Origin of the sequence: Moritella sp. 5, from assembly GCF_018219455.1 — a bacterium.
In the GTDB taxonomy this organism is placed as follows: domain Bacteria; phylum Pseudomonadota; class Gammaproteobacteria; order Enterobacterales; family Moritellaceae; genus Moritella.
The window spans coordinates 825,628-848,564 of sequence record NZ_CP056122.1 but is presented as its reverse complement, the minus strand read 5'-3'; the positions used below and the strand labels follow the sequence as shown (position 1 = coordinate 848,564).

General features: G+C 40.1%; 17 protein-coding genes. 6 read left to right on the top strand and 11 right to left on the bottom strand.

Annotated elements, in window-relative coordinates:
• The first annotated feature begins 13 nt into the window (after positions 1-13).
• Together HWV01_RS03915 and HWV01_RS03910 are read left to right on the top strand one after the other, a co-directional pair.
• Entirely contained in the window at positions 14-907 is an 894-nt protein-coding gene (locus tag HWV01_RS03915) for a DMT family transporter (protein ID WP_211674157.1), read from the top strand.
• Between the two features lie 293 nt (positions 908-1,200).
• A complete protein-coding gene (locus HWV01_RS03910) occupies positions 1,201-1,731 on the top strand; it encodes an outer membrane beta-barrel protein (RefSeq protein ID WP_211674156.1) in 531 nt (176 codons plus the stop codon).
• 134 nt (positions 1,732-1,865) lie between these two features.
• Here the strand turns inward: HWV01_RS03910 and HWV01_RS03905 are convergent, their stop codons facing one another.
• The 4 genes from HWV01_RS03905 to HWV01_RS03890 form a co-directional block, all read right to left on the bottom strand.
• A complete protein-coding gene (locus HWV01_RS03905; protein WP_211674155.1) occupies positions 1,866-2,405 on the bottom strand; it encodes an outer membrane beta-barrel protein in 540 nt (179 codons plus the stop codon).
• 167 nt (positions 2,406-2,572) lie between these two features.
• On the bottom strand, positions 2,573-3,757 hold the full coding sequence (metC, locus tag HWV01_RS03900; protein WP_211674154.1) for a cystathionine beta-lyase: 1,185 nt from the start codon (positions 3,755-3,757) through the stop codon (positions 2,573-2,575).
• A gap of 175 nt (positions 3,758-3,932) precedes the next feature.
• Entirely contained in the window at positions 3,933-4,973 is a 1,041-nt protein-coding gene (locus HWV01_RS03895; protein ID WP_211674153.1) for a hypothetical protein, read from the bottom strand.
• Between the two features lie 219 nt (positions 4,974-5,192).
• A complete protein-coding gene (locus HWV01_RS03890; RefSeq protein ID WP_211674152.1) occupies positions 5,193-6,560 on the bottom strand; it encodes a sodium:alanine symporter family protein in 1,368 nt (455 codons plus the stop codon).
• Positions 6,561-6,959: 399 nt separating this feature from the next.
• Here HWV01_RS03890 and HWV01_RS03885 point away from each other — a divergent pair, with 399 nt between their 5' ends.
• The 4 genes from HWV01_RS03885 to HWV01_RS03870 all read left to right on the top strand — a co-directional run bounded on the left by HWV01_RS03885 (position 6,960) and on the right by HWV01_RS03870 (position 12,115).
• Positions 6,960-8,660 (top strand): methyl-accepting chemotaxis protein, encoded by a 1,701-nt coding sequence (locus HWV01_RS03885; RefSeq protein WP_211674151.1) that lies wholly within the window; start codon positions 6,960-6,962, stop codon positions 8,658-8,660.
• A 104-nt stretch (positions 8,661-8,764) separates the two neighbouring features.
• Positions 8,765-10,288 carry a nodulation protein NfeD gene (locus HWV01_RS03880; protein WP_249185434.1) on the top strand — a complete coding sequence of 508 codons (1,524 nt, stop codon included), beginning with the start codon at positions 8,765-8,767 and terminating at the stop codon, positions 10,286-10,288.
• Positions 10,269-11,066 (top strand): slipin family protein, encoded by a 798-nt coding sequence (locus HWV01_RS03875; RefSeq protein ID WP_211674150.1) that lies wholly within the window; start codon positions 10,269-10,271, stop codon positions 11,064-11,066. The genes HWV01_RS03880 and HWV01_RS03875 overlap by 20 nt, the downstream gene beginning before the upstream one ends.
• A gap of 164 nt (positions 11,067-11,230) precedes the next feature.
• Positions 11,231-12,115, top strand: a complete 885-nt coding sequence (locus HWV01_RS03870) for a LysR family transcriptional regulator (protein ID WP_211674149.1) — start codon at positions 11,231-11,233, stop codon at positions 12,113-12,115.
• A gap of 157 nt (positions 12,116-12,272) precedes the next feature.
• On the opposite strand, the gene HWV01_RS03865 is transcribed toward HWV01_RS03870, so the two are convergent.
• From HWV01_RS03865 to HWV01_RS03835, 7 genes are all read right to left on the bottom strand, one after another.
• Entirely contained in the window at positions 12,273-13,877 is a 1,605-nt protein-coding gene (locus HWV01_RS03865) for an isocitrate lyase (protein WP_211674148.1), read from the bottom strand.
• Between the two features lie 84 nt (positions 13,878-13,961).
• On the bottom strand, positions 13,962-15,578 hold the full coding sequence (gene aceB / locus HWV01_RS03860; RefSeq protein WP_211674147.1) for a malate synthase A: 1,617 nt from the start codon (positions 15,576-15,578) through the stop codon (positions 13,962-13,964).
• 248 nt (positions 15,579-15,826) lie between these two features.
• A complete protein-coding gene (locus tag HWV01_RS03855) occupies positions 15,827-16,735 on the bottom strand; it encodes an alpha/beta fold hydrolase (RefSeq protein ID WP_211674146.1) in 909 nt (302 codons plus the stop codon).
• Positions 16,736-16,928: 193 nt separating this feature from the next.
• On the bottom strand, positions 16,929-17,636 hold the full coding sequence (gene phoU, locus HWV01_RS03850) for a phosphate signaling complex protein PhoU (protein WP_211674145.1): 708 nt from the start codon (positions 17,634-17,636) through the stop codon (positions 16,929-16,931).
• Between the two features lie 55 nt (positions 17,637-17,691).
• Complete coding sequence (pstB, locus tag HWV01_RS03845; protein WP_211674144.1) at positions 17,692-18,510, bottom strand: phosphate ABC transporter ATP-binding protein PstB; 819 nt, start codon at positions 18,508-18,510, stop codon at positions 17,692-17,694.
• 121 nt (positions 18,511-18,631) lie between these two features.
• A complete protein-coding gene (gene pstA, locus HWV01_RS03840) occupies positions 18,632-20,278 on the bottom strand; it encodes a phosphate ABC transporter permease PstA (RefSeq protein WP_211674143.1) in 1,647 nt (548 codons plus the stop codon).
• A 26-nt stretch (positions 20,279-20,304) separates the two neighbouring features.
• Positions 20,305-22,515 carry an ABC transporter permease subunit gene (locus HWV01_RS03835; RefSeq protein WP_211674142.1) on the bottom strand — a complete coding sequence of 737 codons (2,211 nt, stop codon included), beginning with the start codon at positions 22,513-22,515 and terminating at the stop codon, positions 20,305-20,307.
• Between the last annotated feature and the right edge of the window lie 422 nt (positions 22,516-22,937).

The window sequence follows — 22,937 nt, the reverse complement described above, 5'->3', positions numbered from 1 at the left end:
CAAGCAGATCACCATGTATTTTTTACTCCCGCTATTCACGGTTATCATTTGGTCAGGTAATTCCATTGTCAATGTTTTGTCGGCCAACGTTATCTCGCCCGAAACCATCTCCTTCTATCGTTGGTTTATAGCCTTAATGACACTTACGCCTTTTTTAATCAAACCGGTATGGAAAAAACGCCAAGCGATTAAACCCTATTTAACTAAATTAGCATTCTTGGCATTATTGGGCATGGCGATTAACCAATCTCTCGCCTACTTTGCAGCGGCAACAACGACAGCAACACATATGACGCTTATTTTTGCCTTAGTACCGTTATTAAGCTTAATGTTTAGTGTGCCACTACTCGGGATCTCATTGACTAAAAAAGCATTGCTCGGCGCGGCTATTTCGATGACGGGCTTGGTGTATATGTTAAGCCATGGTCAAATTAGTAGCTTACTGTCTGAGGGGATTAATATCGGCGATACTTACATGCTAATTGCAGCCTGTAGCTACGCTCTATACGGAGTGCTACTCAAACGCTGGCGTTTACCGTTTAACAACTGGATTGCGCTGTATGTACAAATGGTATTTGCGGTCATTATCTTACTGCCTATACTCGCATATAACGGCCAAGTCGGCCTGAGCAGTGAATCGTTACCACTGGTATTATATGCTGCGATCCCAACATCGATATTAGCCACTTGGTTATGGATGCAAAGTATTCATTATCTCGGTGCCGATAAAAGCGCAATGTTCATGAATTTATTGCCGGTATTTACTGCGATTATGGCGACCCTCATTCTCAATGAACAGCTATCAAGTGAGCAGTTCATCGGTGGTACGTTGGTATTAGCAGGGGTCAGTATGACGCAGTTTAAATCAAGAAATACTGTAAAAAAGGACGTAACAGTTCAGTCTTAATGCTGAATTGAACGGACTGATATTTTAAATCGCATGGAAGCGATTAATTTCATAGTAATCATTTAACCTCACTCAAAATTCCTAATTGGCACCTCCAATATAACTGTTAGTGCCTGCCTGCTTACTTCATCAATAACAAAGGCATTTAACAACCCCTTCAGATGATAATGGCAATCATTATCACTACCGTTAATATATTTACTATGCGATAATAATTTTTGGTTGGTATGATTGTAACTCTTACCTACGCCATCAAAAATAAAATACAAACTTTTCATATACAACGGACTAATATGAACAAATCAATAAAAATAGTATGCATTTTTTTATTTTCATCTCCAACACTGGCTTCAGAATACGTATATTCATCGCTACAATTAGGCAAAGCGACTCATAAAGTCGACTCTAATAAAATGGATAATAAACCCCTAGCAGTTGGCATCAACACAGCGGTTCTATATGGTGAGGAAGATCTTAAATTTGGCTACAATGCCAATATTAACTATCTTACTTTAGATAAAAATAACGGCTCATTCAATTCTTTATCATCAGATATATCTCCTATTATTTCTTATCATTTAACAAATAATTTAAACCTATATTCAAAGATAGGACTTTCTTATACGTCAACCAAATATGACTTACAAGGTGTAGGTAAAACCAAAGATAATTCGATAGGAATAACGTATGGAGCAGGATTCAACTATGTATTTAAGGGCAACTTTTTCATCGGTGCCGAAATTAAAATGAATCAAACTACATTTGAATATTATGACGTGGAAAATATGTCGTACTTAATAAATATAGGCATCACGAATATATAGCGCCTATATCTTTATGCTGAATTGAGCGGACTGACATTTTAAATCGTTTGGAAGCGAACGGTATTATCGATAATAGTATTCTCAAGATAAAACGCCTCTCTATTGGAGGCTAGATATACCATGTCACCCGTTATTTAGAACTTGTATCCTGCGAACAGAGTAATATTTTGTTCTCTTAACTTATCACGAACATCGTCATTACCTAATTCAGCTTGAGTCCAACGAACTCCAACCATAAAATTAGAGAATGATACATCAGTACCCAAGCCCCATTTTAAACCGCGTACAGTGATTTTTTCAGGCATAAAATTCAATTCGGTCATCGAATATCCAACCAATCCATAAATATCAATTGAACTATCACCGACAAAAGAAAAATGCTTCCCTATCGGTACATTTGCCGCAAGACCATAAGATTCATTAAGGCTAAGTTCTTTATATTTAAGATATGATACTTCTAACTCACCACCGACAAACCAGTTATTTTGGTAATAATTTCTAGCACCAAGCAATGCTGATATTTTGTCACCTCTTAGTTTGCCTAATTTATGGTCACTGATTCCGGCAGCAACATACATTTCTTGAGAGCGCTCTCCGATATCTTGATAATCATCACCTGCTGCCATAGTGGATAACGACAAAAAACTTAACACTGCAAAAATACATAATTTCATCAAAAAACCTTTAAATCAATAAATTACAAAGTAAGGCCTAGAAAATCTAGAGCATGCAGTAGCATAGCAAGATAATAGCCTTAACATCTTTAAGCCTCTTTAAGCCTCTTTAAGAGTCTTTAAGCGCCTTGATTTAAATATCATTGATTATTGAAACGTAACGCGATTTAAAGTCGAGTAAAACCAGCCTCTAAATCAGCAATCAAATCTTCAACATCTTCCAAACCGATATGTAAACGTACCAATGTACCCGTGAAATCGACATCGCCAGCAGGACGGATGCGGTTAAGTTCAGACGCTTGGTTCGCTAAGATTAATGACTCATAACCGCCCCACGAATACGCCATACTGAAATGCACAAAGTTATCTAAATAATTCGCCAGCTGTTCTTTGCTCAGTTGCTCTTTAAGAATGAATGAAAATAAGCCATTACAACCCTTAAAATCACGTTTGTAGAACTCGTGCCCTTTACAGCTTGGTAATGCAGGATGATTAACACGTTCGACTTCTGGACGGGTACTTAACCAATTCGCTACTTTGATACTTGCCGCTTCATGCTGCTTTAAACGAATACCCATAGTACGTAAGCCACGGCTCGCCATGTATGCAGTATCAGCATCAACCATTTGGCCCATTAAGTATGACTGCTCACGTAGTTGTGCCCAGCAACGTTCATTGGCAACAGCTGTACCTAACATATAATCAGAATGACCAATGATATATTTTGTACCAGCTTGAATTGAAATATCAATATCGTGTTCAAAGGCTTTAAATAACACACCCGCAGCCCAGGTATTATCTATCATGATAATCACCTCTGGATTTTCCGCACGAACCGCTTTTACGATCGCAGGAATGTCTTGTACTTCCATGGTAATTGAACTTGGTGACTCTAGAAATACTACGCTGGTATTCGCCTGCATTAAGCCTGCAATACTTTCGCCTAGCATAGGATCATAATATGTTGTCGCTACGTTCATTTTAGCTAACATGACATTACAAAAATCTTGCGTGGGCTCATAGGCAGCACTGGTCATTAAAATATGATCACCTGCGTTCACAAATGACAGAATAGAATTAGTGACAGCGGCTGCGCCACAAGGGTAAAGCGCACAACCTTCGCCACCTTCAAGTTCGGTCATCGCTTGCTGTAATGAGAAGTGAGTTTGGGTACCACGGCGACCGTAAAACAATTCACCATCAGCACGTTTTGCGGTTGCTGCTTTTTTGGCTTTAACTGAATCAAATACAATTGATGATGCGCGCTGAACAACGGGGTTCACTGCACCGTGTGAAAATTTTTTATCGCGTCCTGCCGAGACAAGCTGTGTCGCTAATTTATTTGAACTCATATTAATGTCTTTCCCTGCTCATTCTTATTTTTATAAAACGACTATCTATAAAAACACATTAGCGAAAGATAGAGTGACAGGCAATGAATAACGTGATTTGAAACTAAAAGAGTCGATTAATAATATTTTAACGCTATATAGGGAGAGAAATTTCCCTCCCTAGTATACGACTATTTTATTTCTTATTGACGAAGAAGTAAGTATCTAAATATTGTTTAAATGGTAAGAATGATCTATTTGCCCAACTAACAAATAGCTTAGAGTGATCGGTAAGACCGTTCACAACATTAGACCCAATGTAACCCTCGTTAACAAACGCGCTGCTATCAGAAGCTGATAACTCACCAGCAGGTGTATTTTTAACTTCAACTAGATATTCGTACACGGTACCTAACAATGCACCAGGGTTTAAATTTGTAGCTAACGAATGCACCATATCCGGCTTCCCCTTTGAGATATCATTACCATCATCATCTGTTGGTCTACCATCTTCCATGCATGGATTTGGTGTACCTAGCGCACGATTATTTGTTAACTGTTGATTACCGTAGTTACATTCATCATACTGTAAATACGCAATACCTAACCTATCTGCAGTCACTTTAGTTTGTACTAATGCAGTCTTAAATGCTTCGTAAGAAACACTCAGAGCCGCACCAGCCGCACTATTTGCATTTCCATCTACATAGTAATCATAAAGCTGCATCATTTTTTGATAAGTCGTCGGAGAAAGCGTCTCGTCTTTCCCCCCAATATTGGTATAAATTAACTCAATACCATCGATAATTGTGCCTTTATTATTATTTAACTCAATAACAAATTCGCCAGCAGCAGTCTTTAAAGCATCTTGATCTTCGATAAGCCCCAAAACAATACGTTTCGCGGCAAACTGCTCACGAACATCTTGATGAGCCCATTGCATCATATTTGTCACGCGTTTAATAACGCGTTGTTGCTGCTCATCCGTTACTTTATTACTTAATTTGATAACATAAACACCATTATCAAAATGACAGCTCGGTACATCGCTTTTAGTTTTACAATTAGCAACGGCATCAAATATCTTTACAGTTGTCTGTGTTGTCGGTGTTGTCGGTGTTGTCGGCGTTGTCGTAGTCGTAGTCGTAGTCTTACTCCCGCTATCAGAACCACAACCTGCAAGCATTACAATACCCGCGGTCAGTAAACATATTTTTACTTTATTCGATATTGTCATCTTTGAATTATCCTTAGTGTTAATTTACATCTTGTATATACACGATAATAAAGTAACTGCAGGTCATTCTATGTAAGCAGATGTAACGGCAGGACAGTGAATAGATACGGAAGGAATATTTGAATATTAAAAACAAAACCCCCGCCTATTTAGCAAAAAAATAGGCGGGGGTTTAAATATTGACTAACAATTATTTACTCATCGTTACTCGCTAATATTTTATTCTTTAGCAGCTTCGCCTTGCTTGGCAAAATACTCTTTCGTTAGCTTAAATACAACAGGGCTAAGTAGCGCAAGTGCAACCAGATTAGGCAGTGCCATCATGGCATTCAACGTATCAGCAAGTAACCAAACAAAGCTCAGTGAACTTGTTGCACCAATTGGCACTGCAATGATCCACAAGATACGGAATGGTACAATTGCTTTCACACCAAATAGATATTGCACACATTTCTCGCTGTAGAAACTCCAGCCAAGGATAGTCGTGAAGGCAAATACTGACAGCGCAATCGCTACAATGTAGTTACCCACACCAGGTAATGCACTTGCAAACGCAGCAGATGTTAATGCTGCGCCCGTATCGCCCGATGTCCACGCGCCAGTAACGACAATCGCAAGACCCGTAATAGTACAAACGATAAGGGTATCGATAAACGTACCTAACATAGCGATAAGACCCTGTTTAACCGGATCATTGGTTTGTGCAGCAGCATGCGCAATTGGCGCACTACCTAAACCCGCTTCGTTAGAGAACACACCACGTGCGACACCAAAACGAATCGCAGCCCAAACAGCAGCACCAGCAAAACCACCTTGTGCAGCGACTGGTGTAAATGCACTTTCAATGATTAAGGCAAATGCAGCAGGAATTTCACTCACGTTCATGATCAGTACTACACAACCAGCACCAATATAGAAAATCGCCATTAACGGTACTAATTTACCCGCCACATCAGCGATACGCTTAACACCGCCCATCAGTACTAAACCAACCAGTACCATCATCACTAAACCAGAGGCCATTGGTGGGATACCAAAACTACTTGATAAAGCATCAGCAACTGAATTTGATTGCACTGTATTACCAATACCAAAACCAGCAATTGAACCAAAGATAGCAAACGCAGTACCGAGCCAAGCCCATTTACTGCTTAAACCATTTTTGATGTAATACATTGGTCCACCAACGTGGTTACCATTATCATCCGTTTCACGATATTTAACTGCACATACAGCTTCTGCATATTTGGTTGCCATGCCTACTAACGCAGTACACCACATCCAAAATAACGCACCCGGTCCACCTAAAAAGATAGCCGTTGCCACACCCGCAATATTACCTGTGCCAATAGTGGCAGAGAGTGATGTCATTAACGCATTAAATGGCGTGATTTCACCTTTGCTTTTGTCACCTGACGTAGCTGAACGTCCAGCCCAAAGTAACTTAAAACCAGTCCCTAACTTTAAAATAGGCATCAATTTCAACCCTAAAGATAGGAATAGTCCTATCCCAAGGATCATGACTAGCATAGGTACACCCCATACCACACTATTTACCGCAGAAATAAACTCTGTTAAAGCTTCCATCAACATCCCTTCCTTAAGACTAACGATAATGTAAAACACACATTATCAGGTTATATACCCAACAAACAGATAACCATAATACCCACAACTGGTTAACATGCAACCAAATATCGTACAGTAAAATAACAATGAATTATATTTAAAATGAAATAAGTACAACTGGAAGGCCATGAATTAATTCGCAATATTCATAAAAATCAGTCTTAACACCCTCCAGCACAGGCTTTAACAAAAACAACACCCTGATATATACATTGCCATCAGTAGTCTAGAGATAAAACACTTAAAAACAAAAATAAACACTCACTTAACAATTTGAACATGTAAATATATAAAAATAGATAAAAAGCTGACTTAATGAGATAGACAGTCATCTTTAATGGATTATAAGGTTAGGTCATGGATAATTTGAAAATGCAGAATAAATTACTACTTATTGCGATAGTTCCTATGGTTATTTCCTTACTCGCTACATTAGCAATAATTTCTAATTTACAGACTAGCGCAGTAACAACCATGATCCATGATCATGAATTGCTGCTACGAACAGAACGTCAAAAACAGATCAGTGATGCAGTAAAAATAACGCAAAAAATAATACTACGAGAAATCACTAACGCCACAACACAAAATAAAACCCAACAACAAACACTAGCAAACGTACGAGATATCCTTAAACACGCGCGTTATGGTGACAACAACCTTGGCTACTTTTTCATTTACGACAGTAAAGGGATCAATATCGCTGATGCAAGTAACGAAAAAAATCAAGGTGAAAATCGCTTTGCACTCCAAGACAAAAATGGCGTTATGCTAATTCAAGAACTTATCAAAGCCAGTCAGTCTGGTGGTGGATTTGTTGAGTACGTATATCCTAAGCCAGGTACTGATACATTACAGCCTAAGTTAAGTTATGCCGCACCTATTACAGGCACAGATTGGTTTATTGGCACTGGTGTATATGTAGATGATATTGTTAATGATTTAACTATTTTTAGCCATTCAGCATGGCAACAATTTTATGCACAAATAAAATTAGCAATTACGAGCGCTATCATACTCGTCATACTAACCAGTTTATTCATGCTGTGGATTGCTAAACGTCTGGCAAAACCAATTAATGACATGCTCAATACGCTCAATGATATTGCAGATGGTGAAGGTGATTTAACCCGTCGATTAGATATCAAAGGAAGTGACGAAATAGCCTTACTTGGTGGTGCATTTAATCGTTTCACCGCTAAATTACAAAATATCATCAGCGCCATGGCAGATGTCACCCATCAAGTATCAGACTCTGCCAATAACCTCAGCCAACAAACTCAAAAGACCACGGAACAACTGACTATCCATAATAATGAAACAGATCAGGTGGTCACCGCGGTTACCGAAATGAATGCAACAGCAAATGATGTGGCAGAAAACGTGATTCAAGTCGCCGATGCAACACAAATGGCGACGCAAGATTCTTTATTAGCACAAGAAAATGTCAGAACGTCTAGTACGGCCATCACGACTTTGGTTGATAACGTTGAGCAAGCTAGCGGGTACATGAGTTCCCTACATGAACAATCGCAAAAAATTGATCACGTATTACAAGTTATCGGTGCGATAGCCGATCAAACCAATTTACTCGCTCTCAATGCTGCGATTGAAGCAGCCAGAGCCGGGGAACAAGGGCGAGGTTTTGCAGTTGTCGCAGATGAAGTTCGCAGCTTAGCAAGTCGGACTCAAGAAAGCACATTAGAAATCAAGGTAATGCTCGATGGTTTACACCAATTTGTTGCCCAAGCCGTGAGCGCAATGAAAACCAGTCAAGAGACCAGTGTCCACGCGATGCAATCATCAACCCAAATCAGCGGTAGTTTATCCGCTGTCACCGATGCTGTTGATGCCATTAATCAAATGACAAACCATATTGCTACAGCCGCCACAGAACAAAGTTCGGTAACCGATGAAATTAATCGTAACATGGTTAATATCCGTGATGTGGTCGCGCAACTACTGTCATCAAGCCATGAAACAACACAAGTATCTACCGACTTATCTTCCGCAGGAGAACAATTAGAAACATTACTCAGCCAATTCAAACTCACATAAAGTGAATACAGTAAGAATATGTGTATTGCTATTAATTAAGGTAAAGACGCAGGCATGGTATTCATGAGCTAAAATAGAGTTAGTATGATTGCGGGATATTATCTATGTATTACTGGCTCATAAGCATATTACTGCTCTACAGTAATATGCTAAATGCTAACTTAGCCGAACCTTCAGGTGCTGCCACTAATGAAAGTGGCGTTCCTGTGCCGGTATTAACAATCAAAGGCGCAATTGGTCCCGCAATTAGCCATTACCTTACCAGCGAAATTAGCCGCGCAAATAACCAGACAAATGCTGAAACGAGTGATAACGGTCATTCGACGCCACCGTTAATCATCATTACCATCGATACCCCAGGGGGCTTAGTCTCGAGCTTGCGGGATATTAACCAGGCGATCTTAAACTCAAATGTTCCCATCGCCTGCTTAGTACATCCACCAGGGGCTAGAGCCGCCAGTGCTGGGACTTATATTCTCTATGCCTGCCATATAGCAGCAATGGCGACCACGACTACATTAGGAGCTGCAACTCCAGTCAGTATAGGTAACCCTTTACCTACAGGAGATAAGAAACCAGCAAAACCTTACCAACCAGCAACCGAGCCAACACCTAATACAAAACCTGACTCCAAATCAGATTCACCGAACGCCGACACCAAAGAACAACAGCCCTCCCCCACGCTATCTGATTCACCACAAGTGACAGAAAAAAGTGCCATGGAAAAGAAAGTGCTCAATGATGCAGTTGCCTATATTCGTTCATTAGCACAACTGCGTAAGCGTAATATCGAATGGGCTGAATTAGCCGTGACAGAAGCGGCAACCTTAACGGCGGTCGAAGCTCTGGATAAAAACGTGATTAATTTGTTAGCGCAATCACCACAGCATCTCTTGCAAAAACTTGACGGCCAATACGTCACCATCAAACAACAGCAAAGACTGCTAACATTAACTAACAGTCCACTGGAACTACGCCAACCCAATTGGCGCAGTAACTTTATTGGTACTATCACCGACCCTAATATCGCTTATATTCTGATGCTAATTGGGGTGTATGGCATCTTACTCGAATTTTACAGTCCCGGCGTTGGGATCGCTGGCGTGACAGGTTCAATTTCCTTGTTTATAGCACTGTACGCCTTCCAGATGCTACCCATTGATTATGTCGGATTAGGTCTCTTATTACTGGGGATTACCTTACTCGTTGCAGAATCTATGTCACCCAGTTTTGGTATTTTGGGGCTCGGCGGTATTATTGCTTTTACACTCGGGTCGATATTTTTATTTGATAGCGACCTACCGCAATTTCAAGTGTCGCTACAACTTATAGCTGCCGTCACCGTGCTTTCATTACTCTTTTTTATCTTCATATTTAGCTATCTTTGGGATATGCGGAAAAACAAAGTGGTCAGTGGTAAAGAAGCATTAATAGGCTCGGAAGTGACCATAGAAATGGGGTTTATTGGCCAAGGACATATTAATGTAAACGGTGAACGTTGGTCGGCTTATTGCCCACATCAATTAAGCGCTGGACAAGTAGTACAAATAGATGGCATTGATGGTTTAACGCTAATCCTATTGCCAATCTCTGAATCGGAGGTTAACGATGCAAGCAATCCTCAATAGCGGTATGTTATTTACTGGCGCAATTATATTTTTATTGCTCCTGTTAATCATCAGCATGTTTCGGATCTTACGTGAATACGAACGTGGGGTTATCTTTTTCCTTGGCCGTTTTGAAAAAGTAAAAGGGCCTGGCTTGATCATTGTCATCCCAATAGTGCAACAAATGGTACGTGTCGATTTACGTACCGTGGTCATGGATGTGCCTAGTCAAGATGTAATCAGTAGAGATAATGTGTCAGTACGGGTTAATGCCGTTATTTATTTTCGGGTGATTGATTCACAAAAAGCTATCATCAATGTCGAAAATTTTCTGCAAGCCACTTCTCAATTGGCACAAACCACGTTACGTTCGGTATTGGGTCAACATGAGCTAGATGAAATGTTAGCCAACAGAGAAATGCTCAATGTCGATATTCAAGCGATCTTAGATTCACGTACCGATGGTTGGGGGATCAAGGTATCTAATGTGGAAATAAAGCACATTGATTTAAACGAAAGCATGATCAGAGCAATCGCACGTCAAGCGGAAGCAGAAAGAACACGACGGGCAAAAGTTATTCATGCTTCGGGGGAAATGGAAGCCTCTGACAAATTGGTCCAAGCCGCAGCTAAACTAGCCCAAGAACCAAATGCAATCCTACTTCGTTACCTGCAAACGTTAACCGAGATCGCGAGTGAGAAAAATTCGACGATCTTATTTCCGATGCCAACGGAATTACTTGCTAATTTAATGCCCAGTAAAACAGAAAATAAAACGACGACTGATAATGACGAGTAAATAGAATATGAAATTAGACCTTAGAATAAAGGCATCCTTGTCACCGATAGCAAATATAAGTCTATAAGCAAACCGCCTTTGCTTTTTATGCAACAATCTATTAAGTTGACCAAGCTGTAAAATAAAAAATCCAATCAATTACAGTTCGTTTTAATAGGTACTATATGCTTACTCGTTTACATTATTTTAATTGCGTTGTGGAAACTGGCAGTATTTCCGCAGCCAGCCGTGTATTTGATGTGCAACCGTCCTCAATTTCACGCCAATTAGCAGCCTTAGAAAAAGAGCTCGGCATTCGATTACTGAACAGAACCACCCGTAATATCGGCTTAACAGAAGCTGGCTCGACTTATTATGAATATTCCCAACGTATAATTGCAGAACTGGACGAAGCTAACCGTGTTGTAAATGATTTACAGAAAGAACCCCAAGGAACGCTAAAACTCAGTATGACAGTCGGCTTTGGTGAAAGCTGTATTTTACCACTTATTCCTAAGTTCAAAAAAAAATACCCTAAAATAAAAGTACAACTTGAGTTATCCGAACGTGTCATTGATTTAGTCGAAGACAATGTAGATATAGCGATCCGTAGTGGGCGTTTACCCGACTCAAATCTAATTGCGCGTAAGCTGCTCGATAATGACTTTATATTATGTGCGAGTCCTGAATATATTACCGAGCATGGCACACCAAGTTCACCCGATACCTTGACTAAATTTGATTGTATCACTTATGGCTATTCTGGCTGGCGAGACTGGTTTTTAATGGAAGATAAACCAATTAAGTTAACGATTGTAGATCATTTAACGGTGAACTCAGTTAACGGTCAAAAACAATTATTATTAAACCATGCTGGATTTGCACTTATGCCTCGCTGGGCCATCAATAACGAACTAAAAAATAATAAACTAGTGCATATATTACCCGAGTTTGTATTAAGCCCTTATGACAGCATTAGCTCGACTTATGCTCTCTATTTAAAGCGTGATCTTATCTCGCCGAAGATTTCAGTGTTTCTTGATTTTATTAAAAAAAACTTAAGTTTGTAACGCACTACACATAATCCCTCCCCTGACTTTTATATCAAATAAGAGGATGGGTATTTTTTATTAGTCTACAAACACAAAAAACCAGCCGAGGCTGGTTTTTTCATATTAACTGACTCTTATTATTTAACTGATAATAAGCTAACAATGAGGCTCTAAATTAGAACTGGTTCATCGTGTTGTCTTCGCCGCCAGCTTTAAGCGCGTTATCGCCAGAGAAGTAACCTTTATGTGCGTCACCGATATCTGAACCCGCTAAGTTTTGGTGCTTAACTGATGCTTGTTCACGACGGATTTCTTGACGTTGAATATCACGTACATAAGCAAGCATACCAAGTTCACCGAAGTAACCTTCAGAAAGAATATCTGTACCAAGTGCTGTTTCATGGTAAGTCGGCAATGTGATTAGGTGATGGAAGATACCTGCTTCACGTGCTGAATCAGCTTGGAACGTTTGTACTTTCTTATCTGCTGCGATTGCTAGCTCAGACGTATCGAATTTCTCATCCATCAGGCCGCGTGGGTCTGTTGCTGGGTCAGGGTATGCTGATACATCTTTACCTGCTTCAACCCATCCTGCGTATTCTTGTTGACGGAAGTTAAGCGTCCAGTTAAATGATGGCGAGTTATTATAAACAAGCTTCGCATCAGGGACTGTCTTACGTACTTCGTTAACCATGTGTGCGATTTGACCTACGTGTGGTTTTTCAGTTTCAATCCACAATAAATCAGCGCCGTTTTGCAAGCTAACGACACAATCAAGTACTACACGGTCAATCTCTGTGCCTTCACGGAATGCATACAGACCAGACGCTAAACGTGTTGGTTTAACTAATTTACCGTTTTGCTTGATAACCATGTCGCCTTCGGCAACATCTGCTGCTGATTCAACTGGCGTTGTTTCTAGGAATGCATTGTATTGAGACGCTAAATCACCTGGCGTTTGCGATACAGGTACTTTTTGCGTTAGGCCAGCACCTAATGAGTCAGTACGTGCAACGATAACACCGTTGTCGATGCCTAATTCAAGGAATGCATAACGTACCGCGTTGATTTTCGCTAGGAAATCTTCGTGTGGAACCGTTACTTTACCTGCTTGGTGACCACATTGTTTCGCGTCAGATACTTGGTTTTCAATTTGGATACAACATGCACCAGCTTCAATCATTTTCTTAGCAAGAAGGTACGTTGCTTCTTCGTTACCAAAACCAGCATCAATATCGGCAATGATTGGCACTACGTGTGTTTCGTGGTTGTCGATAGCTGCTTGTGCTGCTACTACGTCACCGCCGTTGTTACGAGCGTCATCTAATTCGTTGAATAAGATATCCAGTTCACGTGCATCAGCTTGACGTAGGAACGTGTAGATTTCTTCGATTAATGCAGGTACAGATGTTTTTTCGTGCATTGATTGGTCTGGTAAAGGACCGAAGTCAGAGCGCAGTGCCGCAACCATCCAACCAGAAAGGTAAACATAGCTTTTCTTGGTTGTTTTTTCGTGACGTTTAACAGCCATCATCATTTGTTGGGCTGTAAAACCATGCCAGCAACCTAAAGACTGCGTGTATTGTGAAGAATCTTGGTCGTATTCAGCCATATCTGCACGCATAATATCAGCAGTGAACTGTGCAACATCAAGACCCGTTTTGAAACGGTTTTGAGCACGCATACGCGCTGCATATTCAGGGTTAATAGCGGCCCATTTAGAACCTTGTTCAGCTTTTAATGTAGTAACTGCATCGATATCATTTTTGTATATAGACATTTTTATTCCTTTAATAATTATTTTAATACTTGATACAACAAGAACATGGCGAGATAGCCTAACCTCGCCCGATTCCAAAAATTTCTAATCTAAGAAATCATAACCAGGTAGCGTTAAAAACTCAGCAAGGTGATCGCTGACTGTTAATTCTTCAAACAATTTAGACGCTTCAACAAAACGGCCTTGCTCGTAAGCTTCAACGCCAATTTCTTCATCACGAATGACCAGAAGCTCTTCTTGTAGTAATTGGCAGAATAACTCTTTTGTTACAACTTTACCGTTGCTCAATGTTTTGCCGTGCTGGATCCACTGCCAAATTGACGCACGAGAGATTTCTGCGGTTGCTGCATCTTCCATTAAGCCGTAGATAGGCACACAACCATTACCCGAAATCCATGCTTCCATGTAACGAACACCAATACGAATATTTAAACGCATGCCAGTTTCAGTTCGTTCACCAGAACAAGGTTCAAGTAACTCAGCAGCCGTTACCGGTGCATCGTCTTCACGTAAAACGTTAATTTGGTTAGCATTACCTGCACCGATATATTCGTTCATCACACCCATTGCTGTATCTGCTAAACCAGGGTGAGCAACCCAAGTACCGTCATGACCATTTTTTGCTTCTAGGGTCTTATCTGCGGTTACTTTAGCTAATACTTTATCGTTTTCTTCGGCTGTTTTGGCTGGAATAAATGCAGCCATACCGCCCATCGCAAGAGCCCCACGTTTATGACATGTTTTGATTAATAAACGTGAATAAGCACTAAGGAAAGATTTGTCCATCGTTACAGAATGACGATCTGGTAATACACGGTCTGCATGTTTACGCAGTGTTTTAATATAGCTAAAGATATAATCCCAACGACCACAGTTAAGCGCAACAATGTGCTCTTTCATGCTATATAGAATTTCTTCCATTTCAAATACTGCTGGGATAGTTTCAATGAGCAGTGTTGCTTTGATCGTACCGCGGTCTAGATTTACTTTGTCTTCTGCATAGCTAAATACTTCACTCCACCATTTTGATTCATGGTGGCTTTGTAGCTTAGGTACGTAGAAGTAAGGGCCTGCGCCTTTTGCTAATAACGTTTCATAGTTATTAGAAAAATACAGTGCAAAATCGACTAAACAACCCGGTACAATTTTACCGTTAAAAGTAATATGTTTTTCTGGTAAATGCAGACCACGAACACGACAGATAAGTGTTGCTGGATCATCATCTAAAGAGTAGTGTTTACCGTTCGCAGGGTTAGTATATTCAATCGTACCATTTACTGCATCACGTAAGTTAACCTGACCGTCTAACACACCGCCCCATGTTGGCGCGAATGAATCTTCAAAGTCTGCCATAAATACTTTAACGCGTGCGTTTAGTGCATTAATCACCATTTTACGGTCAACTGGACCAGTAATTTCTACACGACGATCTTGAAGTTTTTCAGGGATACCTTGAATCTTCCAATCGCCTTTGCGAATATGTGCCGTTTCAGGTAAAAAATCAGGGAGTTCACCAGCATCCATACGCGCTTGTTTTTTTACACGTTGATTAAGTAGCTCATCAACTTGAGGAGCGAATTTTTCGACTAACTCAGTCAACAAAGCAACTGCTTCAGGATTTAGGATCTGTTGTTGTTCTTGATTGATTTCCCCATGGAAAACCAGAGAACCTGTTTCATTAGACTGGGTATTGGCAGTCATAGCTTCACTCCGTTGAAATATATGTATTGGCCACAATTCCTCATCTGCCAGCAACGGAAGAATAATCTTCTATTGTTTTAAACATCTGTACGAATTGCTTTATCAACCTACACATTGCAACAAGTTTGTAATAAATGCAACATATTTCACACTAATGACAAGGTGTCAAACTAAAGCGTTTCGCTTTAGCAAAAATCAACTAAAACTGAAGCGGAACACACTTTCAACTGAAGCTTGAAAGCCTCCTTCTATACGATTCTTTTTGATATAACCCAAGTTATTACGTCATTAAATACTTCATTCGCATTAGACTCATTTAACATCTCATGGCGACCACCTGAATAAAGTTTACACTGCACTTCACTACAACCATTGTTAGTAATATGTTGCTCTAATGCTAATATCCCCTTACCCTGTAAACCAACGGGATCGTTATCACCACTAAAAATATATATTGGTAATTTATTTGGGATTTTTGCTATTTCTGATTTTTGGCTAATGCTAATTAATCCTGACATGAAATCTAGCCAGAATTGTGGAGTACACGGAAAGCCACAATAGCTATCATTAATATATTTATCCACTTGCACAGGATCACGGCTTAGCCAATCTGATGTTGTTCGCACAGGCTTAAGCTTACGATTGAAAGAGCCAAATGATAGAAAATCTAAGAAACTACTTGGTGATCTAGCACCGATACGCATTTTTTCTATTTTACTCGCTATGCTTACCAGCTTATACATGATTGGGCTTTGGTAATTAGAACCACTTAGTATTAAACCCTTCAGCTTATTACCGTGTAAAATAGCATATTGCTGAGCTATGAAAGAGCCCATACTGTGACCAAATAATACTAAGGGTACTGCATGACGCTTAGCAACATCATCGATGATAAGATCTAAATCATTGATCACTTTATGCCACCCCCCCTCATCTGCATAATGGCCTAATACTGGCGCATCGTTACCATGACCACGATGATTCGCACCATAAACCGCAATACCAGCAGCGTTACAAGCCAAAGCAAACATTTCATACCTTTGTATATGCTCAGCCATACCGTGACTTAATACCATCACGTATCGGACTTCTTGCACTGGTAGCCAAGCAAACAATTTAATTTCTCGGCCATCGGCAGCCGTCAGCACAGAATGCATTACTATATCCTTATTGATGAAACACAAGCTCATGGCTAATATAGTCGCATGCTGGTGAGACTTGTAAAGTAAAATGGATCTGAGATGTTATGCATTAGCTGATCTATATTCAATCACTAAAAACAAAAAAGCCTTGTTTATCAATTGATAAACAAGGCTTTTAACATTAACTATAATTCGGAGTTTAACGCGATTATTTTTCCAATAAGTCTCTTACTTCGTCGTGATTAATATGACGAATATCTTTACCCTTAACAAAGTAAATGATGTATTCAGAGATATTCTGGCAACGGTCTCCTACACGCTCTAGTGCACGCGCACACCACAATACGTTCAATACTTGTGGGATTGAGCGTGGATCTTCCATCATATACGTCATTAACTCACGGATGATACTTTCGTATTCACGGTCAACTTTAACGTCTTCTTGGTATACTTTAAATGCCGCATCAACATCCATACGCGCAAATGCGTCAAGGACATCATGTAACATTTTTATTGTATGACGCCCCATATTTTCCATACTAACGAGCGGTGGTGATTTTTTGTTACGGTTTTCAATCACTGTACGTGCAATACGATCTGCAACATCACCAATGCGTTCTAAATCGGTAATGGTTTTAATAATCGCCATGACGAGACGTAAATCACTTGCCGCAGGTTGACGCTTAGCAATAATACGTGTGCAAGATTCATCAATGGCCACTTCCATTGAATTGACACTTTTATCGGTATCGATGATCTTATTTGCAGAATCAATATCCTGTGATGATAAAACTTCAATTGCTGAGTTTAATTGTTCTTCAACCAGTCCACCCATCACCATCACTTGGTTACGGATGCTTTCTAATTCTGCATTAAATTGACCGGAAATATGACGGCCTAATGTTAAATTATCCATGTATTGTCCTTTGCGTGTCATGACGCTAATTCTTTATTAAATTTAAAAGTCTTAATTAACCGTATTTACCCGTAATATAATCTTCTGTCTGCTTTTTAGCGGGAGTAGTAAATAAGGTATTTGTGTCAGAGTACTCAATAAGCTTACCCATATACATAAATGCAGTATGGTCTGATACACGTGCCGCTTGTTGCATGTTGTGCGTTACAATCACAACAGTGAATTTTTTCTTCAGTTCAGTGATGAGTTCTTCAATCACTAATGTCGAGATAGGATCCAATGCTGATGTTGGTTCATCCAGTAATAAGATTTCTGGTTCAATCGCAATGGCACGGGCAATCACCAAACGTTGTTGTTGACCACCGGATAAACCAAACGCATTATCATGTAGACGATCTTTTACTTCATCCCAGATAGCTGCGCCACGTAATGAAGATTCAGCTGCTTCGTCTAAACGACGTTTGTCGTTGATGCCTTGTAAACGTAAACCATAAACTACATTTTCATAGATCGATTTAGGGAATGGATTTGGACGCTGGAACACCATACCGACGTTACGACGTAGTGTTGCTACATCTACATCACGGTCATAAATATTTTTGTCATGTAAATTGATATCACCTTTAATGTGGCAGATATCAACTAAATCATTCATGCGATTAATACAACGTAATAGTGTTGATTTACCACAACCCGATGGGCCAATGAAAGCGGTGACTTGTTTTTTCGGTATTTTCATACTTACATCAAACAGTGCCTGTTTGTCGCCATAAAATAAGTCTAAATTTTTAATTTCTAATGCTGTATCTGCTGGTGATAAATTATTAACATCGAGGTTTACAACATCAGTAACATTTGAACTCATATCAATCATTTTTTTTCCTATTGAAGCAGCCACTTGAGCAACTGCTTTCCATATCTGTGTCTATAACCTGACAGGTCTTGTCTTTAACCTGGCAGGTCTAAATCTATAAGCTAACGTAACAGCTAGAGGTCTATAGTTCTAGATTTTTAAATTTTTCACGTAAATGGTTACGCACACCAATTGCTGTTAAATTTAACCCGATAATGACGGTTACTAACAAGAACGACGTGGCATAAACTAATGGTCTTGCCGCTTCTACGTTTGGACTTTGGAAACCAACATCATAAATGTGGAAGCCTAAGTGCATGAACTTACGTTCAACGTGAATATACGGGAAGTTCATATCAACCGGTAATGTCGGAGCAAGTTTAACTACACCCACCAGCATCAATGGTGCTACTTCACCCGCAGCACGGGCAACTGCCAGAATAAGACCCGTCATAATTGCAGGACTTGCCATTGGCACGATAATACGCCATAGCGTTTCAAACTTCGTTGCACCCAGTGCTAGCGACCCCTGACGTAATGATGTTGGAATACGCGATAAGCCTTCTTCCGTTGATACAATCACAACAGGTAACGTTAAAATAGCGAGTGTTAATGCCGACCATAATACACCTGGTGAACCAAATACCGGAGACGGTGATGATTCAGGGTAGAACAATTCATCAATTGAACCACCTAACATGTAAACAAAGAAACCCAGACCAAATACACCGTATACGATTGACGGTACACCTGCGAGGTTAATCACCGCAATACGAATCATTTTCGTCAACCCGTTTTTCGGGGCATATTCATGTAGGTAAATCGCTGCAACTACACCTAATGGTGTCACAATAACAGCCATCAACATCACCATAAAGATAGTACCAAAGATAGCAGGGAATACGCCACCTTCCGTATTTGCTTCACGTGGGTCACTTGTTACGAAGCTACCCATGTTACCAAACCAATGCATGATTTTACTCACAATACCCATGTCGTTCGGGTATGTAACTTCAAGTACATTAGATAATGGAATGCGAACTTCTTCACCACGCATGTCTTTGACAATAACAGCATCACGGTTTGCTTGGTCACGATAACTGAATAATTGCGCTTCATAAATTTGATATTCAGCACGCAATCCCTCAGAGATCTTGCTATATTTAGTTTCAATCTCGCTAGTCAGCTCATCTTTTAATTCATAACTGCGTAACTTTAAGCGAATACGCTCTAATTCATAGTTAACCGAACTAATCTCACCCTTCTGTAAACTTTGCGCTTTATCGTTTAGTTCAACAGCACGCTCAATCAGAACTTCTAATTGCGCCGCAGAGGTTAAGGCTTTCTTCACCCCATCTTCTTCGATAGCAACTGGGTAACCATAAAAGTTACCATTCGTAAAACGTTCAACCACAGCCAAGGCAGCGGGTGTTGATTGTTCCGTAATTGCCGGACCAAGTAACCAGCTGAAATCAAGATCTACATATTCACGGTTACCGGTTTTCACCAAGATACGCTCTACCGTCTCTAACGTTGGGTCAATTTTCACACCAGCTTCAAGCAAGCGTTGAATTGGCACAAATTCACGATCATAGATCTCACCAATAACAACGCGGTTAGAACCATCTTCAAGCTGTACATTAAATTCATGTATCGCACTTGGCCAGAAGTAAGTGAGACCACGCCACGCGATCAACATCAACAAACCAAGAACTGCAATCAAACTTATACTTACAGCACCACCTGTCATCCATATCCAAGGCGATCCTGAGCGAAACCAATTTTTCATTTTAATATCCTATTACAAGCCTTAGATTAAATCGCGCTGTATTTTTCACGTAAACGCTGTCTCACGTATTCCGCAATCGTATTAAATACAAACGTCAGAATAAAGAGTACAAATGCCGCTAAGAACAGTACACGGTAATGCGAGCTACCCACTTCTGACTCTGGCATTTCGACTGCAATATTGGCTGCCAATGTTCTCATTCCAGAGAAGATATTGAAATCCATTACAGGCGTATTACCAGTTGCCATTAATACAATCATTGTCTCGCCGACCGCACGGCCTAAACCCATCATAACAGCCGAGAAAATACCAGGACTTGCAGTAAGCAATACAACTTTTACGAGCGTTTGCCAGCTTGTCGCCCCCAATGCTAGTGAACCTTGCGTTAAGTGCTTTGGCACACTGAAAATCGCATCTTCAGCAATAGAGAAGATAGTTGGAATAACCGCAAAGCCCATCGCAATACCAACAATCAAAGAGTTACGTTGGTCGAAACCAAAGATATCATTGATATAAGCACGTGCATCACCATCAAAGATCAAGTCTTCTACAAGCGGACTAGCTAAGACGGATAAGTAACCAACAAGCAATAACACAGGTAATAAAATAATTACGTGCGCGCCTTGCGGGATACGATTAATGAGTTTTTGTGGTAAGAAATGCCAAATGGCAGCAACTAACACGGTTGAAAATGGCAGGAGCACGGCGATCATCATGACGCCAGGCAAATTCATTTCAACAAACGGTGCTAGCCATAGACCAGCAAGGAAACCAAGAATTACCGTTGGTAATGCTTCCATGATTTCAACCGTTGGTTTAATTACTTTACGTAAACCAGAGTTCATGAAGTAAGCAGTATAAATAGCACCTGCTACCGCGATTGGCACCGCAAATAACATCGCATAAAATGCGGCTTTAATGGTACCAAATGTGATTGGCACTAAGCTTAGTTTCGGTTCAAAGTCATCAGATGCCGAGGTCGACTGCCAAATATAGTCTGGTTCTGAATAGCCTTCATACCAAACTTCTTGCCACAATGCACTCCATGTCACTTCTGGATGCTCATTGGTTAGCTTATAAAAGCCGATACCCTGTTCTGATTCAACTAAGAAAGCATTAGCACGAGGAGAAATTGCAATATGCTGAAGTGAACCCATACCAAGATCTTGGTGTAATAGTTTAGTTTCACCTGTGGCGTGAAAAATGGTAAGGCTATTATCCACCCCAACCGTCATGAAACCTTTACGAGAATATTCAGTGGTAATATCAATGACACTTGATTGCGCATCAAACTGACGAATTTTAGTGAATTTACGCTCGCCATCTTTAGCCACTTCAAACCATTGACTCACCACACCGTTATCATTCGCGACCAGTAATGAACTTGCGCCAGTTAATAATGCAACGTGGGTCACGTTTTGTTGTTTTTCATTAATATCTAACACTTCAACAATCGAAATATCATCGGTATCACGAATATCATAGATAGACAGTTTGTTACCACTGCGCATGAAGATAAAGCGGAAGTTTGGTGTTAACAATACCTGTTCAACATCCATCGGCATTGAAGGCAGCTCAATTGTCTCGCTGCTCCATTCCAATTCTTCCGTCATGAAGTCTTCTTCTGCAGTATAACGTAGCAATATACCGCGGTTATCCGCCGTCACCGCAACGATAGCCGCATCTTCACCTTCAACTTCAACTGCAATATGTTTTAATGCTTGCCCTTGGCTGTCGACTTCAATTTGTTGCTCACCAAATGGGAAATTAACTTCTGGTGTGATAAGACGCTTATCACCAGGGTAGGTGACATCGAAATCAGCTTCCGCAATTAACGCCTTACCATCATTAAAACCAAATACAACGATAGGTGATGTTGGTCCTGTTTGACCAAATGACGTCGCCGGCTGTGGTAATGCATATTGCATCAACTCAACGTTGGGATCTAAAGTGTTAAAGAAGTTAATGCCTAAATCACTATAACGATAGGCAATTTCATTTTGCTCCTCCATCGCTAATGCATAAGTATTACCAGCAAAAGATTGACTGTATTGTGCTTTAGATTCTATTTTCGCCGATTCAAAAACCGGATAAACCACATACAGCAGGTAGCAAAATATTAGCAGCAGTGTCATCAGTACAACACCTCCGCCCATTTTAATACCATATTCTGCGAGTTTATCTTTAATTAGACGCTTACGGGAGCCCGCAATCGTTAAAGAAAACTGTTCAGCCATCTCTTCCTCGTATTTAGCCTTAATTAATCACTGTGCGATTATATGTAATATTTATGACAGTTATATGACATCACTCAACAACGTTAAATAAATTCTATACCCAAGCTACCTCGAGATGCACAATCAGCAAACCGAAAGGAGAGGATATTCAAGGCATGAAGTCGAGGATTTAGTTATTCTAAATCAAGACTTCATAACGCCAAAGATTCCTTCATTCGGTTTGCCCTACGGGAGGCGAGTAGGAATAACAGCACAGCGTTACAATATTTGAAAATGGAATAACCATTACCTACATATTGTGCCTTGTTCTGATATACCTGCTCGCCTCTGATATAGCATCTTGAAGTAACTTGGGTATATTAGCTGGACTAAGTTCTGATATTTATATACCAGTGCTATATTTATGCACATTATTTGCATAT